General features: G+C 61.2%; 17 protein-coding genes. 8 read left to right on the top strand and 9 right to left on the bottom strand.

Going from position 1 to position 16,053, the window contains the following annotated elements; translation table 11 throughout:
• A complete protein-coding gene (gene ylqF, locus LNV07_RS10905) occupies nucleotides 1-990 on the bottom strand; it encodes a ribosome biogenesis GTPase YlqF (protein WP_263571179.1) in 990 nt (329 codons plus the stop codon).
• 234 nt (nucleotides 991-1,224) lie between these two features.
• Here ylqF and LNV07_RS10900 point away from each other — a divergent pair, with 234 nt between their 5' ends.
• Nucleotides 1,225-1,644 (top strand): cold shock domain-containing protein, encoded by a 420-nt coding sequence (locus LNV07_RS10900; protein ID WP_263571178.1) that lies wholly within the window; start codon nucleotides 1,225-1,227, stop codon nucleotides 1,642-1,644.
• Nucleotides 1,645-1,677: 33 nt separating this feature from the next.
• Here the strand turns inward: LNV07_RS10900 and LNV07_RS10895 are convergent, their stop codons facing one another.
• On the bottom strand, nucleotides 1,678-2,187 hold the full coding sequence (locus LNV07_RS10895) for a hypothetical protein (RefSeq protein ID WP_263571177.1): 510 nt from the start codon (nucleotides 2,185-2,187) through the stop codon (nucleotides 1,678-1,680).
• 456 nt (nucleotides 2,188-2,643) lie between these two features.
• On the opposite strand from LNV07_RS10895, the gene LNV07_RS10890 reads away from it, so the two are divergent.
• The 4 genes from LNV07_RS10890 to LNV07_RS10875 all read left to right on the top strand — a co-directional run bounded on the left by LNV07_RS10890 (nucleotide 2,644) and on the right by LNV07_RS10875 (nucleotide 6,465).
• Entirely contained in the window at nucleotides 2,644-3,984 is a 1,341-nt protein-coding gene (locus LNV07_RS10890) for a glycosyltransferase family 4 protein (protein WP_263571176.1), read from the top strand.
• Between the two features lie 241 nt (nucleotides 3,985-4,225).
• The gene (locus tag LNV07_RS10885; protein ID WP_263571175.1) at nucleotides 4,226-4,858 is read left to right on the top strand and encodes a hypothetical protein; all 633 of its coding nucleotides are present in this window, start codon (nucleotides 4,226-4,228) and stop codon (nucleotides 4,856-4,858) included.
• 125 nt (nucleotides 4,859-4,983) lie between these two features.
• Entirely contained in the window at nucleotides 4,984-5,580 is a 597-nt protein-coding gene (locus LNV07_RS10880; protein ID WP_263571174.1) for an REP-associated tyrosine transposase, read from the top strand.
• 3 nt (nucleotides 5,581-5,583) lie between these two features.
• Complete coding sequence (locus LNV07_RS10875) at nucleotides 5,584-6,465, top strand: transposase (RefSeq protein WP_263571173.1); 882 nt, start codon at nucleotides 5,584-5,586, stop codon at nucleotides 6,463-6,465.
• 118 nt (nucleotides 6,466-6,583) lie between these two features.
• On the opposite strand, the gene LNV07_RS10870 is transcribed toward LNV07_RS10875, so the two are convergent.
• The 5 genes from LNV07_RS10870 to LNV07_RS10850 form a co-directional block, all read right to left on the bottom strand.
• Entirely contained in the window at nucleotides 6,584-6,925 is a 342-nt protein-coding gene (locus LNV07_RS10870; protein ID WP_263571172.1) for a TonB family protein, read from the bottom strand.
• 74 nt (nucleotides 6,926-6,999) lie between these two features.
• The gene (locus LNV07_RS10865) at nucleotides 7,000-8,559 is read right to left on the bottom strand and encodes a methyl-accepting chemotaxis protein (protein ID WP_263571171.1); all 1,560 of its coding nucleotides are present in this window, start codon (nucleotides 8,557-8,559) and stop codon (nucleotides 7,000-7,002) included.
• 379 nt (nucleotides 8,560-8,938) lie between these two features.
• Entirely contained in the window at nucleotides 8,939-10,213 is a 1,275-nt protein-coding gene (locus LNV07_RS10860; RefSeq protein ID WP_263571170.1) for a cytochrome c, read from the bottom strand.
• Nucleotides 10,210-10,902, bottom strand: coding sequence for a c-type cytochrome (locus LNV07_RS10855; protein ID WP_397545552.1), 693 nt, complete (start codon nucleotides 10,900-10,902; stop codon nucleotides 10,210-10,212). Before LNV07_RS10855 ends, LNV07_RS10860 begins: the two co-directional genes overlap by 4 nt.
• A complete protein-coding gene (locus LNV07_RS10850) occupies nucleotides 10,899-11,606 on the bottom strand; it encodes a YggS family pyridoxal phosphate-dependent enzyme (protein ID WP_263571169.1) in 708 nt (235 codons plus the stop codon). The genes LNV07_RS10855 and LNV07_RS10850 overlap by 4 nt, the downstream gene beginning before the upstream one ends.
• A 30-nt stretch (nucleotides 11,607-11,636) precedes the next feature.
• Between LNV07_RS10850 and LNV07_RS10845 the strand changes: the two genes are divergently transcribed.
• The 3 genes from LNV07_RS10845 (at nucleotide 11,637) to LNV07_RS10835 (ending at nucleotide 14,791) form a co-directional block, all read left to right on the top strand.
• Nucleotides 11,637-12,680, top strand: a complete 1,044-nt coding sequence (locus LNV07_RS10845) for a type IV pilus twitching motility protein PilT (protein WP_263571168.1) — start codon at nucleotides 11,637-11,639, stop codon at nucleotides 12,678-12,680.
• 74 nt (nucleotides 12,681-12,754) lie between these two features.
• A complete protein-coding gene (locus LNV07_RS10840; protein WP_263571167.1) occupies nucleotides 12,755-13,891 on the top strand; it encodes a PilT/PilU family type 4a pilus ATPase in 1,137 nt (378 codons plus the stop codon).
• Between the two features lie 6 nt (nucleotides 13,892-13,897).
• Entirely contained in the window at nucleotides 13,898-14,791 is an 894-nt protein-coding gene (locus LNV07_RS10835; RefSeq protein WP_263571166.1) for an NAD(P)-dependent oxidoreductase, read from the top strand.
• 3 nt (nucleotides 14,792-14,794) lie between these two features.
• On the opposite strand, the gene LNV07_RS10830 is transcribed toward LNV07_RS10835, so the two are convergent.
• Nucleotides 14,795-15,451, bottom strand: a complete 657-nt coding sequence (locus LNV07_RS10830; RefSeq protein ID WP_263571165.1) for a BON domain-containing protein — start codon at nucleotides 15,449-15,451, stop codon at nucleotides 14,795-14,797.
• Between the two features lie 24 nt (nucleotides 15,452-15,475).
• Nucleotides 15,476-16,051 carry an SIS domain-containing protein gene (locus LNV07_RS10825; RefSeq protein ID WP_263571164.1) on the bottom strand — a complete coding sequence of 192 codons (576 nt, stop codon included), beginning with the start codon at nucleotides 16,049-16,051 and terminating at the stop codon, nucleotides 15,476-15,478.
• Nucleotides 16,052-16,053 lie beyond the last annotated feature (2 nt).

The raw sequence follows: 16,053 nt of genomic DNA, 5'->3' as shown, positions 1-16,053 counted from the left end.
TCATTCTTCCATGCGGTCTGGCTCGCTGGGCGCGGCCTCGGTGCTTGGCTTTGTGGCCATCGGCGCGCGCTCCTCGGCGGCCTTCTTTCTTCGCTTGCTGGTTTTGTCCTTGCGCGTTTCTTCGGCCGCATCGGCCGCTGCGGCCCATTGCTTGAACTCGGTCGGTGTCTCCAGCGTGATGCGGCCGAGTATGCATTGGCGGAACTCATAGATCAGCACCTCGGCGGCCTTTTGCAGATTGACCCGCCCACCGCTGAGCATGGCGCCGCGCTTGCGGCCGATCGCGGTCAGCAATTCCTCATCGCTCAGGCTGCTCACATCGCCGAGCTTGTAGCGCTCTTCCACCTGGCCGGCATAGTTCTGGCGCAGCCGCGCCAGCAGCTCCAGCGCGACCTCTTCTTCCTCAAACGCATTGCGGCCGATCGCGCCGCTGGCGGCCAGGTTGTAGCCGCTTTCTTCGATCGTGATGCGCGGCCACAGCATGCCCGGTGTGTCGAAGAGGTAGAAGTCGTTTTCCAGCACGATCTTCTGCTCGATCTTGGTGATGCCGGGCTCGTCGCCGGTCTTGGCGATGCGCTTGGTCGTGATGGTGTTGATCAGCGTTGACTTGCCCACATTGGGAATGCCGCAGATCAGCACGCGCACCGGCTTGACCATGCCGCCACGCAGCGGCGCCAACTCGCGGCAGGCCTTGATCAAGGCTTGCGCCGGCGCTTTGATCGAGGCGTCCAGGCCAATCGCGCGGGTGTCGGGCAGCGCGTTGTAATGGTCCAGCCATAGGGCGGTGCGCTCGGGGTCGGCCAGGTCTTGCTTGTTCAGCAGCTTGAGCGTGGGCTTGCCCTCGGTCAGCTTGGCCAGCAGCGGGTTGGCGCTGGAGCCGGGCAGGCGCGCGTCCAGCAGCTCGATCACGACGTCGAGGCCGGCCTTCATGCGATCGTTGATCGCATTGCGGGTCGAATTCATATGCCCGGGGAACCAGTGGATGGCCATGTTTTTGTGTCTTTCTGAATTGCCAAGGTCGCCGCCGCAGCTGTTGGCTCGGGGGCTTGAATGCCCGATTGTCGCGGGTCGGCGCCGGAAACATTGCTTACCGACTGTTGCAGGCTTGCCGCGAGCAAGGGGCAAGATCGGGTCGAGCAGTCAAGAGAGGTGGGTCAAGAGGCCTAGACCTTGATCCCAAAGGCCCAAAGAGAGCCGGGATTTTCAAATCGAGTGAGGTCCATCATGCGTTTCGAAGGCAAATTAACCGTCTGGCATATTGAGCGAGGCTATGGCGCGGTCATGCCCGATCAGGGTGGCCAAGAACTGTTCATCCATATTTCGGCGTTCCCGGCCGAGGGGCCGCAGCCCGTCGCGGGTGAGCGCATCAGCTTCGAAATTGTGACAGGACGAAACAATCAGAAACAGGCCAGCCGCGTGCAACGCTTGAAGTCCGGCGCGGCGACTCGGGAACTTCCGTCTGCCTTGGCCCCTTCGCGCACACAGGGTCGGCGGGCGGTGCCCAACAAGTCTCAGCGCCCGAGTTCGGCCTATGTGTTGCTTGGATTGGTGGTCGTCGCTGCGGTGTTCAGTTGGCTGGAGTTCAGCCCGTCCGATGGGCGGCATATCGCCCGCTTGGTGTCCAGCACCAGCACGCTGCGCTGAGCGCTGAGCGGTGGTGGTCGGCTACCGACTTGCCTACTCGTTATGCTTGCCCCAGGGCAAGGAGGTTGCCTTGCGCTCGGCGCCTTTGCGGGTACGCAGCACCGCGTCAAAGGCTTGATGGGCGCCGTTGACGACGCTGGTCAACAGCCCCACCACATCGTCCTGGCTGAGTGCATCGGCATCGCGCCGAAACTGTTTGATCGCCATTGCCAGCATCTCGCGGGACACCGCCGGATGCGTGACCGCCACCGCTTGCATCGCGTTGAACAAATCGGGGAAGCGGGCACATAGTGCCTTGATGCGCCGCAGCGATTGCGCCGGCGTGTTGCGCCCGCCCGGGCCTATCCAGCTCAACTCCTCTTCCGCTGCTTTGAGATTCAGTTCCAGGCAGCGGATGCGGGTTAGCAGGTATTCGGTATCACGCGCCTCGACCGCCTGCATTTCGGCCTCGTCATCGCTCTCCGCCTCGAAGTAGCGCTCATGCACCATGGTGGCCAGGGCGGCCTCCAGTTCGGGCAAGGTCAGTCGGCGGGCTTGGTCCATAGCGGATAGGGTCTAGCGGCTTGATCGGTCTATTTCGGCCGGCTTGGGCAAGACTTGAGGGGTATGAGCTTTTTCAATGGGCAGGGGCAGGGCCGACGAGTTGAAAGTAGACCTCTCTGGTGGCCGTTGTAGGTGTTGGAGAGCCAAGGCGTGATTTTTGCGCGCGCGGGCCATGTGGTCAGGATCATGCCGGGGAATTTCAATGGCTTCGCCATGCTACGCTGAAAGCAAAAGTTAGCAGCAGCGGCACCGAGGATGTTTCGGACAAGGAGCGAGGGGAAAGTTCACCAGTTTGGCGGCTTGGAGCGAGCTCCAGAACTCATCGACAGGCAATTTCCCGGCGACGTCACAGTACAGATTTTTCCGCCTCCACTGGCCTTGGAGTTCATGGGGTTCACTCCAGGTTACTGGGCTTGGCCTAGTGCAACGCCATGTGAATGAGCGCCTGAAAGAACGTTGATCATCACCATGAAGATTCCCGTCATTCACCAAAACTTCCCCGGCCAATTCCGGCACATGGCCGCCGAGTGGGCGAAAACGCGACCGGGTTATGAGGTCATCGCCATTGGGCGTGACACAGCGCCAGGTTTGCCCGAGGCCCCCGGCTTTTTCAAAATGCTGCGCTACAAGCCGCATCGGCCAGTTCATGCCAATCAACATCATTACCTTCGCAAAATGGAAGACGCGGTGTTGCACGGTCAGGCCGTCGCGCGGGTGCTGCTGGATCTGAAACGCCAGGGCTTCAAACCAGACGCGATCTTGGCGCACCCAGGCTGGGGCGAGACGCTGTATGCGAAGGATGTGTTTCCCGGTGCGCGCCTGGTGCACTTCGCGGAATGGTTCTACAACAGCCAGGGCGCAGATATTGGGTTTGATCCTGAGTTCCCGGTCACCTTTGACGATCAGGCGCGCATCCGCAGCTGGAACGCCTTGCATCTGTTGAACCTGGAGAACTGCGACGCGGCGATCAACCCGACGCAGTGGCAGAAAGCGCAGCACCCGCTCGCCTACCGGGACAAGATCACGGTGGCACATGAGGGTATTGATACCCAGAATTTGTGGCCCGATTCAACGGCGCGGTGCAAGTTGCCGAATGGACAGATCCTGAAGGCTGGGGATCCGGTCGTCACCTATGTGGCGCGCAATCTGGAGCCCTACCGAGGCTTTCATTCCTTCATGCGGGCCTTGCCGGCCATTCAGGCCGAGCACAGGCAACGCCATACCGTGATCGCCGGCGGTGACGAGGTCAGTTACGGCAGTCGGCCCAAGTGCGGAAAGTTCAAAACTTGGCGAGAAAAAATGCTGGCCGAGGTCGGATCAAGGTTGGACCCGGCGCGCACCCATTTCGTCGGCAAGCTGCCCTACGCCGACTACAAGCGCTTATTGCAAGTGTCCGGTGCGCATGTCTACCTCACGTATCCATTCGTGCTGAGCTGGTCGATGTTGGAGGCGATGGCCTCGGGATGTTTGGTGGTTTGCTCGGATACGGCGCCGGTCAGGGAGGTTCTCAGGGGCGGAGAAAACGGCCGACTGGTCGGCTTCACGGATGTCAATGAAATCGCCGAGAAGACCGTGCAGGCCATCACTGAGCCCCAGCGTTTTGCATCCATTCGGGGCAATGCCAGGGCCGAGATTCAGGCGAAGTTTGGTCGGGTAGAGGGTTTGCGAAGTGTTGAGGTGCTTATGCAGTTGCGAAGTGCCTGGAAACGACTGGATCAGGTATTAAATGTAAATGGAAATTTATCTGATTCGAACTCGTGGCGGCCAGTTCATCAATCTGAAGCAACACAGGATTAGTGCCGTATTCGTAGTTTCATTACAGGGGCGCTATATGTTTTGGTGTACCCACCTATGCTAGAAAAAAATATTGAGGCCTCACTAGTGACCCTGTGGCCGATTCAGTGGAGGGACTCTTCGAGTATGCAGAGGCAGTGGGAATTATGGTTCTATGAATGAAAATAACTAAATCATCAGTGGCGCGCGTTCATTTCATTAGGTTCAAATGTTTTTATGGCTATAAGTTATTGATGGAAATACTATGATATCGAAAATAGAAAAAAATGTTGACCAAAAAATTGCGGAGCCTGCCACCAATTATCCGTCCGTGGTCAGAAGCAACTCGCGATTGACGAACGGGATAATTTGGCTTTGTGGATTCGGTCTTGTGTTGCCGTTTTTGTTGCCGGAGTCTGATTGGCTTGCCAAAAGCTTTATATTTCAACAACTCGGTGTTTTGATACCGTCCGCGCACAAACTTTCGATCATTGCTAGCTCTCCCAATGTTGTGTTCGTTTACCTCGTTGCCATGCTGGCATTCGCATTTCTGTGCGGTACGGCTAGCTTTCTCTCGATCGAATCTCAACTCGAATATTTGCAGTTTGCCGTTCTGGGAGAGCCGCGCGGTAAGTGGGTGTTGTGGTTAAAAGGGTTCCTTGGGATTTTTGTATTTGCAGCGCTACTGGCATTTTTTTACATCTTCCCCGACCAACCCACCAACAAAGCCCATGGAAGCCGTGGGCAGCTGATGGTTAGCTTTATGGTTTCGACCAAGCCTGGGCTGGCCATTGTTGGTGCAAGCGCTGCGGCTGGCGCAGCGACTATATGGTTTGTGTGGTGTCAAGCCATTTTTAACTTCTTCAGTATTCCTTTTCAGTATTTATTTAAACGTTAATTGAGAGTATTCATGAGCGATTCAATTTCATACAAGCAAAATCGTGCAAAATCGGGGTCACGTGCAAAATCGGGCTCAGGTCTCAAATATAACCCCCCCATTCCGAGTTCCAGCTACATTGAGCCATGTCTCGCCCACTTCGCATCGAATTTCCAGGCGCGCTGTATCACGTCACTTCGCGGGGCGACCGGCGAGAGGACATCTTTGTGGACGACACCGACCGGGCGCGCCTGCTGGCGGTTGTGGCGCAGGGCTTGTCGCGATTCGACGCGGGGATGTTGGCGTATTGCTTGATGGGCAATCATTACCACTTCGTGATGCAGACGCGGCAGGGTAATTTGTCGGCGCTGATGCGCCACATCAATGGTGTCTATACCCAGGCCTTCAATCGCAGGCACAACAAGGTGGGTCATTTGTTTCAGGGCCGCTTCAAGGCGATCTTGGTGGATCGGGATGCCTATTTGCTGGAGGTCTGCCGATATGTGGAACTCAATCCCGTGCGGGCCCGCATGGTGGACGCACCCGGTGATTGGGCATGGTCAAGCTACCGAGCTCATATCGGGCAGGCGACGCCGCCAGATTGGCTGGATAGCGCCGGACTGCTGGGCTATTTGTTGGGGCTCGACATATTGGGTGCCGATGATCGCGCCAAAGCACAGTATGAAAATCGGGGTCAGGTCTCAAATATAAACCCCAGCCATTCCCATTCCCCGCTACATTGAGCCATGTCTCGCCCACTTCGCATCGAATTTCCTGGCGCGCTGTATCACGTCACGTCGCGAGGCGACCGACGGGAGGATATTTTTGTTGACGACGCCGACCGGGCGCGCCTGCTGGCGGTTGTGGCGCAGGGCTTGTCGCGATTCGACGCGGGGATGTTGGCGTATTGCTTGATGGGCAATCATTACCACTTCGTGATGCAGACGCGGCAGGGTAATTTGTCGGCGCTGATGCGCCACATCAATGGTGTCTATACCCAGGCCTTCAATCGCAGGCACAACAAGGTGGGTCATTTGTTTCAGGGCCGCTTCAAGGCGATCTTGGTGGATCGGGATGCCTATTTGCTGGAGGTCTGCCGATATGTGGAACTCAATCCCGTGCGGGCCCGCATGGTGGACGCAGCCGGTGATTGGGCGTGGTCAAGCTACCGAGCTCATATCGGGCAGGCGACGCCGCCAGATTGGCTGGATAGCGCCGGGCTGCTGGGCTATTTGTTGGGGCTCGACATATTGGGTGCCGACGATCGCGCCAAAGCACAGCGGGCATACGCGGAGCTGGTGGCGGCTGGGCGAGGCTGTGATCTGTGGGGCGTGGCGCTGAACCGGCAAATCTATCTGGGTGATGATGAATTTGTCGTGCGGATGCTTGATGCGGCCACCCCGCCGGCCAAGCTCAGCCGCCTGGTTCCGAAGGCCCAGCGCAGTTCCCCGCAGACGTTAACCCGGTGGCTAGCGCAATGCTCAAGCCGCGAAGAGGCTCTGCGTCGGGCCTACAGCGAGAGTGGTCTGACGATGACAGCCCTTGCGGCCGAGATCGGCTTGACGGTCGCCAGAGTCAGCCAGTTGATTGCGCGGGCAGAGCGTCAGCGGCAGAAGGTTAGGGCATGAAGAGGGGATAATTTTTGAGACCTGGCCCTGAATTCCTGCTGACCCTGAATTAGCTTCTTTGAAGATTCCTCCAAGCTACCGGGCATGAGCGGTAGGCGGGTCGAAAGTGCTCGGCCTCTCAGTCTTCGTTATTGAAGACCAGCTTGACTTCGTGTGACTGCTTTTCGCCGCTGGCTTCAAAGCGCCAGTCCATGAGCGCGCGCGTGACCGCTTTGTCGAAGACCTTGCGTGGCTGCGCTTCGAGGATGTCAACGCCGGTGACGGCGCCTTCCGCGTCGATTGACATCTTGGCCTTGACCACGCCGTTGGAGACCGAGGCCTTGACGGCTTCGGCCGGAAACTCAGGCGGTACCTTTTTCATGATCTTCGGGGCAGCAGCTTGCGCGCTGAAGGCCAGAGCGAGGCCGGTGCAGAAGAGGGCAGCGGCGCGTGTCAGGGTGGAGCTTGAAGTCGTGATCATGGCGTTTTACTAGGACGGGAGAAGTAGGAAGGAAAAAGGAAAAAAGGAAAAATAAGAGAGGCAATGCGCAGGCTTCAAGCCAGCGCGTCGGCCGCGCGGAAGAAGCCAACGGCGTCCAGCAGGCGCGAGGAGCTGTTCTTCAGTGCGTCGGTCGAGCGACCCAGGTCGTCCACCAGCGTGGTGTTTTGTTGGGTGGCGCGGTCCAGCTCGTTCATCGCGTTATTGACCACGCCGACACCGGCCGCTTGCTCATGGGCTGAGTGCGAGATTTCCTCGATCAGCTGGCCCATATTGTTGACCTCGTCGACGACGCTGCGGATGGTGATGCCGGCGTTGTTGACCAGGGCGGTGCCGTTCTCGACCTTGACCGAGGACTCCTGGATCAAGACCTTGATTTCCTTGGCCGCAGCGGCCGAGCGCGAAGCCAAGGCGCGCACTTCGGACGCCACCACCGCGAAGCCGCGGCCATGTTCGCCGGCGCGGGCCGCTTCCACGGCCGCGTTCAGCGCGAGGATATTGGTCTGGAAAGCGATGCCGTCGATGACGCCGATGATGTCGCCGATTTTCTTGGAGCTGGCGCTGATGTCTTCCATCGTCGCGACGACCTTGGAGACGACGGCGCCACCGGCCTGGGCCGACTGGCGGGCTTTGGTGGCGATGCCGGCGGCGCGGCGGGTCAGGTCGCTGGCGCCGTTCAAGTTGGCGGCGATTTGTTCCACCGAGGCAGCGGTGTTTTGCAGATTGGCGGCGGAGCGGGCGGTGCGGTCGGACAAGTTGACATTGCTGTCGGCGATGTCGGAGCTGTTCTGCACCACTTCGCCGGCGGCTTCGCTGACGCTGTTGACCACGCCGGACAAGGCGCGCTGCATTTCCTTCATGGCCTTGAGCATTTGCGCCAATTCGTCATGGCCTTCGGCATGGATCACCTGGGTCAGGTCGCCGGCGGCAATGGCCTCGGCGGCGGCTTGCGCTTGCTGCGCCGGCAGCACGATGGAGCGGGCGATCACAAAACCGCCGCCGACGCCGATCACCGCAGCCACCACCACCAAAACGGCGGTCAGCAGCACCGAACTGCGCGCCAACTCGCCGCCGTTAACGGCCAAATCACGCGCAGTGTCGAACTGCAGGTCAACCAGACCCTTGAGGCCGTCTTGATAGCTTTGCTGGGCGGGGCGAACGTCGGTGATCAGGCTCTCACGTGCCTCATCCGGGCTGCCGTCTTTTTGCACGCCTTGAAACTTGGCCACTGCCGTCATGAACTTGGTCTGGGCGGCGCGCACTTGCGTGATCAGCTCTTTTTCCTTGGCGCCGTCCAACGTTGATTCCAGCGCGCTCAACTGTTTTTCGCTTTCCTGCAGCGCACCTTCGATGGCGGCTTTTTGCTTCTTGATCTGGCGTGCTTCGTCGAGCAGCAACAGGTCACGGGCGGCCCGCGCGATTACATTGACCTGGCTCTCCAGCCCATTGGCCGAGGCGATCTTGACCAGGCTGGTGTTGGCTGTGTGGTCCAGGTCTTTGGCCAGGCGGCTGGCCGTGGCGGCGCCGTAGCTGCCGATGGCAATCAGCAGCAGGATCAGCAGGCCGTAGCTGACGGCCAAGCGCTGGCTGATGCGTAGTTTTGTCAGTAGGTTCATTGGGGCTGTTTCTCGTCTATGTTTGTTTTTTTGTGCGCTTTGCATCGAGCTTGGCGCTTGGGCCGTAAGTTGGGTCACGCCGGCGCCGTAAAGCGTCTGTTGCGGTTTCGGCCGGGCTTTGACAGGACTTAAGGGGGGTATTGATTGCTCTCGGCCAGGGCCGTGATATTTGTCGCACAAGGTGCCAAACAGTCAATTCCGGACGCTCGGCGCTTGCGCCAACGCAGCGCAGAAGCAGTGTCGGCGGCTTTGCCCGACTTTCGTCTCGCTGCGTTTGGGCGCGCCGTGACAAAGTGCCTGGTTTGGGCCGGGGAAACCCCCGAATGGGGGCTTGCCAGGGCGAGCAAAGCATACCTGCCGGGGTGGCGCTCAGCGGTCTTCAGTCAACTCTTTGGGTCTTGAGTTGCAGGACATCAAGCGGCCGCACATCGGCGGCCTTGTTGCCCCATGCATTGCGCACAAAGCTGGCCAATGCGGCTTGTTCCTTGTCGCTCAAGATGCCGGCAAACGGCGGCATGCCGTAGGGCCGCGGATTGCTCGCGGTGGCCGGCGCAAAACCGCCGCGCTGAATGATGCGCAAGAGGTTGGCCGGATTTTGCATCAGCAGCGCGCGGTTGCCGGCCAGCGCCGGGTAGGCGGCCGCTTTCCCCTCGCCCTGCTCGCCATGGCAACTCGCGCAATGGTCGCCATACAGGGCTTGGCCTTGTTCGCGCAGAGCCAAGTCGGGGCGCTTTGGCGCGGGCTCGGAGGCGCTGTGCTGGGGCAGGCCTTGCAGATAGACGGCCATCGCCTTCAGGTCGGCATCGGTCAAATGCTGCGTGCTGCCCAGCACCACTTCGCCCATCGGCCCCAAGGCGCTGGCTGAGGGGCTGCTGCCGGTCTTCAGCCATTGCCGCAGCGCCGATGGGCTCCAGGCGGCCACGCTGGCTTCGGCCGGGTCGTGCAAGGACGGCGCATACCAAGCCAAGGACTCCAACATGCCGCCGGAGAAGTCGTCCGGGCCCTGCGTGGCGCCCAGGCTGTTGCGCGCGCCATGGCAGGCATTGCAGTGGCCCAGGCCCTGGCTGAGGTAGGCGCCGCGGTTCCATTCGGCGCCACGGCTGGGCTCGGCTTGGAAGACGGCCGGCCGGAAATAGAGCGCGCGCCAAAGCGCCAAGGCGGGCTGGGTGTTGTAGGGGAAGCGCAGTTCATGCGCAGGGTTTGCCTGGGCGGTGGCGGGCAAACTGCGCAAATAGGCGAACAAGGCGTCGGCGTCGTCGCGCGTGACCAGCGTGTAATTGGTGTACGGGAAGGCCGGCGTCAGCAGGCGGCCATCTTTGCTGCGGCCGTTGTGCAGCGCGGCCCAGAAGTCGGCCTCGCTCCATTGGCCAAGCCCGGTGGCGAGATCGGGCGTCAGGTTCGGCGCAAAAACATCGCCAAACGGCGTCGGGATCGCCCGCCCTCCCGCATAAGGCACGCCGCCGCGCCGGGTGTGGCAGCCCATGCAGTTGCCGGCGCGGGCCAGGTACTCGCCCCGAGCGAGCAAGGCGGGGGTCGCCAGCGCCGGCGGTTTGGGCTCAATCGACTCATCCAAATGGTTGAGTTGGTAGACCGCGCCGCCCGCCAGAGTCAAGCTGGCCAGCAGGGCCGCAGCAACTGCGAAGCGGCGCTTCATTGCAGCCCCCCGCAGTCAAGCGGCAAGGGGGCCGGCAGATGCGGCGCCGGCTTTGCGCCCGGGGGCAGGTCTTGCCCGGCCAGCCAATGCGAGATCGCGTTGATCTCGTCGCTGTCCAGCGTCTTGGCGATATGCGCCATGCAGTCGGGCGCCACTGCTCGGCGCTGGCCGCTGCGCCAGGCCCCGAGTTGACCGTTCAGATAGTCGCGCGGCAGGCCCAGAAGGCCGGGGATAAAGGGCTGCACGCCCGTCAAAGCCTGGCCATGGCATTGCACGCAGGCCGGCAATTTGCGGCTTGCATCGCCGTTGAAAATCAGTTGCTTGCCCTTGGCCAAGGCTGCGGGCGGCAGGCCGGCTTTTTGTGCCGGCGGATAGGGCAGGCTCAGGCCGGCGAAGTAGCCGGCAAGCTCGGACAGATAGGCGTCGCTCAAGGGGTCGATCAAATCGCTCATCAAACCGTAGTGGCGCCGCCCGTCGCGAAAATTCAGCAACTGCTTGTACAAATAGCCCTGCGGTTTGCCGGCCAGACGCGGGTAATAGCCGTCGGCGGCGGCGCGGCCTTCTTTGCCATGGCAGAGCGTGCAGGCTTGCGCGCGCTGTGCGATCGAATCCTCGACCTTGGCCGGCTCGGCATGCGGGGCCGACATCAGCAGCCCGAGCGCCACCGCAATGGCTGGCCCGATATTCATGTGTAGTTGCGCGCACCGAAGATTGCCGTACCGATGCGCACCAGCGTTGCGCCTTCGGCAATGGCGGCCTCCAGATCGGCGCTCATGCCCATCGACAAGGTGTCCATGGTCAGGCCCAGGCTCTGGTTCAGCTCGGCCAACAAGGACGCCAGGGCGCGGTGCGGGCGGCGTTGAGACTCGAAGTCAGCGGCCGGCTCGGGGATGGCCATCAAGCCTCGCAAACACAATCTTGGCAGGGCGCTAACGGCCAATGCAAGCGCAGCCACTTCGCCCGGCAGTAGGCCGCTTTTGCTGGCCTCGCCGCTGATGTTGACTTGCAGGCAGATGTTCAAGGGAGGCAGCTCGGCGGGGCGTTGTTCGGCCAGGCGCTGCGCCGTCTTCAAGCGGTCGACGCTGTGCACCCAGTCGAAGTTTTCGGCCACAGGGCGGGTCTTGTTGCTTTGCAAGGGCCCGATCAAATGCCATTCAAGTTGGCCGCGTGGCGTGTTGATTGCGCTCAGCGCGGCAATCTTGTCCAGACCTTCCTGCACATAGTTCTCGCCGAAGCGGTGTTCGCCGGCCGCAAAGGCTTCTGCTATCGCGGCGGGGGGCTGAGTCTTGCTAACCACCAGCAATGTGACGCTTTGCACGGCGCGACCGGCCTGGGCGCAGGCTGCGGCAATCCGTTCGTGCTGTTCTTGTATGTTCTCTGCGATCGTCGCCATAATGGCCCTCAGCTCATTTGCCCCGTACCCATGGACATTACTCAACTACTGGCATTCTCGGTCAAGAACAAGGCCTCCGACCTGCACCTCTCGGCCGGCTTGCCACCGATGATCCGGGTCAACGGCGATGTGCGCCGCATCAATGTCGAAGCGCTCGAGCACAAAGATGTGCACGATATGGTCTACGACATCATGAACGACTCGCAGCGCAAGATTTACGAAGAGTCGCTGGAGGTTGACTTCTCGTTCGAGATTCAGGGCTTGGCGCGTTTTCGCGTCAATGCTTTCAATCAGAATCGCGGCGCCGGTGCGGTGTTCCGGACCATTCCGTCAAAGATTCTGTCGCTTGAGCAGCTCAATGCGCCGAAGATATTTGCCGAGCTCGCGCTGCGTCCGCGCGGCCTGGTGCTGGTGACCGGGCCGACCGGTTCGGGCAAGTCGACCACGCTGGCCGGCATGGTCAACCATCTGAACGAAAACGAGTACGGCCACATCCTCACCATCGAGGACCCGATCGAGTTCGTGCATGAGTCGAAGAAGAGTCTGATCAATCAGCGCGAGGTCGGGCCTCACACGATGAGTTTTGCCAACGCGCTGAAGTCGGCGCTGCGCGAAGACCCGGATGCGGTGCTGGTCGGCGAAATGCGTGACCTCGAGACCATAAGGCTGGCGCTGACCGCCGCCGAAACCGGCCACTTGGTGTTCGGTACCTTGCACACCAGTTCGGCGGCCAAGACGGTCGACCGTATCGTCGATGTGTTCCCCGCAGCCGAGAAAGAAATGGTGCGGGCGATGGTGTCGGAGTCGTTGGTGGCGGTGATCTCGCAAAGCCTTTGCAAGCTCAAAGACGGCTCGGGCCGGGTGGCCGCGCACGAGATCATGCTGGGCACCTCGGCGATCCGCAACCTGATCCGCGAGAACAAGGTGGCGCAGATGTATTCGTCGATACAGACCGGCAATAGCCTGGGCATGCAGACCCTCGATCAGAACCTGACCGACCTGGTGCGGCGCAACATCATTGCGCCGTCCGAAGCGCGCTCGAAGGCAAAGTTTCCGGAGAATTTCCCGGGTTGATCGCAGGACCGACGCGTGCCGGCGCCGCTACAGTGTTGCGGGTCTATTGATGCTTCGCTCAGGAAACAAAAACTATGGAACGCGATCAAGCCACGAAATTCATCAATGACCTCTTGCGCCTGATGATTTCGCGCAAGGGCTCGGACCTGTTCTTGACCGCCGAGTTCCCGCCGGCCATCAAGGTCGACGGCAAGGTCACCAAGGTTTCGCCTCAGCCGCTGACCGGCCAGCACACCTTGCAGTTGGCGCGCGCCATCATGAACGACAAGCAGGCGGCCGAGTTCGAACGCAGCAAGGAATGCAACTTCGCCATCTCGCCGCAGGGCGTCGGGCGCTTCCGTGCTAACGCCTTCATTCAGCAGGGCTCGGTCGGGCTGGTGCTGCGCACGATTCCGGCCGAGGTGCCGACCATCGCCTCGCTCGACCTGCCGCCGATATTGCGCGAGGTGGTGCAGGCCAAGCGTGGACTGGTGATCGTGGTTGGCGCGACCGGCTCGGGCAAGTCAACCTCGCTGGCGGCGATGGTCGATGAGCGCAATCAGACGACCTTTGGCCACATCATCACGATCGAAGACCCGATCGAATTCGTTCACCCGCACAAGAACTGCATCATCACCCAGCGCGAGGTCGGCATCGACACCGACAGCTGGGAGCTGGCGCTGAAGAACACGCTGCGCCAGGCGCCCGATGTGATCCTGATGGGCGAGGTGCGCGACCGCGAAACGATGGAGCATGCGGTCGCCTTTGCCGAGACCGGCCACCTTTGCATGGCCACGCTGCATGCAAATAGCGCTAACCAGGCGCTTGATCGCATCATCAATTTCTTTCCCGAGGAGCGGCGGGCTCAGTTGCTGATGGATTTGTCGCTGAACCTGCGCGCGCTGGTGTCGCAGCGCCTGCTGCCGCGCCGCGAAGGCAAGGGGCGGGTCGCGGCGGTCGAGATCATGCTGAATTCGCCGCTGATTTCGGACCTGATCTTCAAGGGCGAGATCGGCGAGATCAAGGAAATCATGAAGCGCTCGCGCGAGCAAGGCATGCAGACCTTTGACCAGGCCTTGTTTGATCTCTACGAGGCCGGCAAGGTCACCTATGAAGACGCGCTGCGCAATGCCGATTCGGTCAACGATCTGCGTCTGCAGATCAAGCTCAATAGCGAGCGCGCGCGCTCCGAAGATATGTCCGCTGGTACCGAGCATTTCACGATTGTTTAAATAGTTATGAATACAAGAAGCTACGACGGGATCTCCCCCCTCAAGCTCGCCTTTCTCGGCCTCGGCGTGATGGGTTACCCGATGGCCGGCCATTTGCAGCGTGCCGGCCATGCGGTGACGGTCTATAACCGCACGGCAGCCAAAGCGCAGGCTTGGGTGACTGAGTACGGTGGCGCAATAGCCAGCACGCCGGCCGAGGCGGCGGCGGGCGCCGACATCGTGTTTGCCTGCGTCGGCAATGATTCAGATTTGCGTTCGGTGGTGCTGGGGGAGCAGGGCGCTTTTGCCGGCATGAAGCCGGGCGCCATCTTTGTCGATCACACCACCGCCTCGGCCGAAGTCGCCCGCGAGCTACATGCCGAGGCGCTGAAACGCGGCCTGCATTTTGTCGACGCGCCGGTGTCGGGCGGTCAGGCCGGAGCGGTCAATGGTGCGCTGACGGTGATGTGCGGCGGCGACCCGGCACCGTTCGAGACCATGCAGCCGGTCGCGATGGCCTACGCAAAAGCGGTCACGCGCGTCGGTGAATCCGGCGCCGGGCAACTGGCCAAGATGGTCAATCAGATCTGCATTGCCGGCTTAGTGCAAGGTCTGGCCGAGGCGATCGCCTTTGGCGACAAGGCCGGCCTGGACATGAAGCAGGTACTCGACGTCATCGGCAAAGGCGCGGCGCAGAGCTGGCAGATGGACAACCGCGGCAAGACCATGGTCGACGCCAAGTTCGACTTCGGCTTCGCCGTCGACTGGATGCGCAAGGACCTGGGGCTGGTGCTGGATGAGGCACGGCGCAATGGTGCAAGGCTACCTGCGACGGCCCTGGTCGACCAGTTCTACGCCGATGTACAGGCGGCTGGGGGCGGCAGGCTGGACACCTCCAGCCTGATCAAACGATTGACTTGAGGCCTACTTGGCGGCGTCGGTGGCTGGCTTTTGCGGTGGTACCAGCCGCGCCAGCTCTTCTTCACTGATGATCTCGACGGCGCGCACCACCTTGCTCACACCGCTGACGCCGCGCGCAATATTGACGGCCCGCGCCGCTTCGCGTTCGGTGACCCGGCCCATGATGAAGACGGCGCCGCGTTCAACCACGACGTAGAAGGCATTCGAGATCAGGTCCGGCGCGTCGACCAGGCTGGCCTTGACCTTGGCGGCGATCAAGACGTCGGTGGAGCGGCTGGTGTAGGAGCTCAGGAAGGTCACCGCAGTCTCGTTCAGCACATGGCTGACGTTCTCGACGCCGGCAACGATTTGCTCGAGCTTGAGGCGGTCGGCCTCGGTCCTGGTTTCGCCGGTGATCAAGACCAGGCGGTTATAGCTATTGATGTTGACATGGACGCGGTCTCCGAGCTGTTCGCGCACGCGCGCGCCGGCCTTGTACTCGATCCCTTCGTCTTCGACTTGGGTGCCGGAGGTGCGCCGATCGGTTGCCATCAAGCCGCCGCCGACCATCGCGCCGCCAACCGCCAGCGGCACACAGGCCGTGCTGGCCAGGGCACCCGCGAGGCTCAGCAGCAAGATCGAGAGGCGTGAAAACTTATGGAAATCGTTGAAGGTGCTCATATCCGTCCTGAATTGTTTTTAGGCTTATTCGCCCGCACCCAGCAGCTGCACATCGACCGCATCGCATAGGCAATGGGCGAGCAAACGCTGCGCCTCGGCGACGCGGGCGCTGCGCGGGTGTTGAACGCGAATCTGCACATCGGTGTCGCGCAGCAGGCCGCGCAACTCGTCTCCCTGACTGCCGGTGATGGCGATCACGCTCATGTCTTGCTCGTGCGCGGCGGCCAGTACCTCGGCCCAATTGCCCAAGCCGGCTTGCCGCGATTCGAACAGCAGCAGCAGGTCGCCTGGATGTCCATGGGCCTGGACTTGACGCGTTAGCGCCGCCACCTCGGAGTCGCTGCCATGGGCTTGGGTGTCCAGGCTCCAGGCGGCCAGGCCGGGCCGGTCTTGCTCGAAGCGGCCGACCAGCAAGGCGGCCATATAGCTGGCGTCAAGCGCCGACAGGCCGAGGCCGCAGCAGAGCACGCGGCCACCGCCGGTGATGCCGTCAAGCAGCATTTGTGCGGCCGTCGCCAGTGGGCGTGACAGGGTCTCGGCGGCCTGGTACAGCAGGTCGGCGCTCTCGAAGAATTGTTGTTGGATGCGTTGCTCTAGCATGG

Source organism: Roseateles oligotrophus (assembly GCF_025717515.1).
Classification (GTDB): domain Bacteria; phylum Pseudomonadota; class Gammaproteobacteria; order Burkholderiales; family Burkholderiaceae_C; genus Paucibacter_A; species Paucibacter_A oligotrophus.
Note: the sequence above shows the minus strand (reverse complement) of the source record. Positions and strands in the feature narration are given on the sequence as shown.

Excerpts from the sequence above, each read along its gene's own strand:
- LNV07_RS10900 (WP_263571178.1), top strand. The coding sequence starts at position 1,225 with ATGCGTTTCGAAGGCAAATTAACCGTCTGGCATATTGAGCGAGGCTAT.
- LNV07_RS10855 (WP_397545552.1), bottom strand. The coding sequence starts at position 10,902 with ATGAATATCGGGCCAGCCATTGCGGTGGCGCTCGGGCTGCTGATGTCG.
- LNV07_RS10835 (WP_263571166.1), top strand. The coding sequence starts at position 13,898 with ATGAATACAAGAAGCTACGACGGGATCTCCCCCCTCAAGCTCGCCTTT.
- LNV07_RS10875 (WP_263571173.1), top strand. The coding sequence starts at position 5,584 with ATGTCTCGCCCACTTCGCATCGAATTTCCTGGCGCGCTGTATCACGTC.
- LNV07_RS10845 (WP_263571168.1), top strand. The coding sequence starts at position 11,637 with ATGGACATTACTCAACTACTGGCATTCTCGGTCAAGAACAAGGCCTCC.
- LNV07_RS10840 (WP_263571167.1), top strand. The coding sequence starts at position 12,755 with ATGGAACGCGATCAAGCCACGAAATTCATCAATGACCTCTTGCGCCTG.
- LNV07_RS10895 (WP_263571177.1), bottom strand. The coding sequence starts at position 2,187 with ATGGACCAAGCCCGCCGACTGACCTTGCCCGAACTGGAGGCCGCCCTG.
- LNV07_RS10865 (WP_263571171.1), bottom strand. The coding sequence starts at position 8,559 with ATGAACCTACTGACAAAACTACGCATCAGCCAGCGCTTGGCCGTCAGC.
- LNV07_RS10850 (WP_263571169.1), bottom strand. The coding sequence starts at position 11,606 with ATGGCGACGATCGCAGAGAACATACAAGAACAGCACGAACGGATTGCC.
- LNV07_RS10830 (WP_263571165.1), bottom strand. The coding sequence starts at position 15,451 with ATGAGCACCTTCAACGATTTCCATAAGTTTTCACGCCTCTCGATCTTG.
- LNV07_RS10870 (WP_263571172.1), bottom strand. The coding sequence starts at position 6,925 with ATGATCACGACTTCAAGCTCCACCCTGACACGCGCCGCTGCCCTCTTC.
- LNV07_RS10885 (WP_263571175.1), top strand. The coding sequence starts at position 4,226 with ATGATATCGAAAATAGAAAAAAATGTTGACCAAAAAATTGCGGAGCCT.
- LNV07_RS10880 (WP_263571174.1), top strand. The coding sequence starts at position 4,984 with ATGTCTCGCCCACTTCGCATCGAATTTCCAGGCGCGCTGTATCACGTC.
- ylqF (WP_263571179.1), bottom strand. The coding sequence starts at position 990 with ATGGCCATCCACTGGTTCCCCGGGCATATGAATTCGACCCGCAATGCG.
- LNV07_RS10825 (WP_263571164.1), bottom strand. The coding sequence starts at position 16,051 with ATGCTAGAGCAACGCATCCAACAACAATTCTTCGAGAGCGCCGACCTG.
- LNV07_RS10860 (WP_263571170.1), bottom strand. The coding sequence starts at position 10,213 with ATGAAGCGCCGCTTCGCAGTTGCTGCGGCCCTGCTGGCCAGCTTGACT.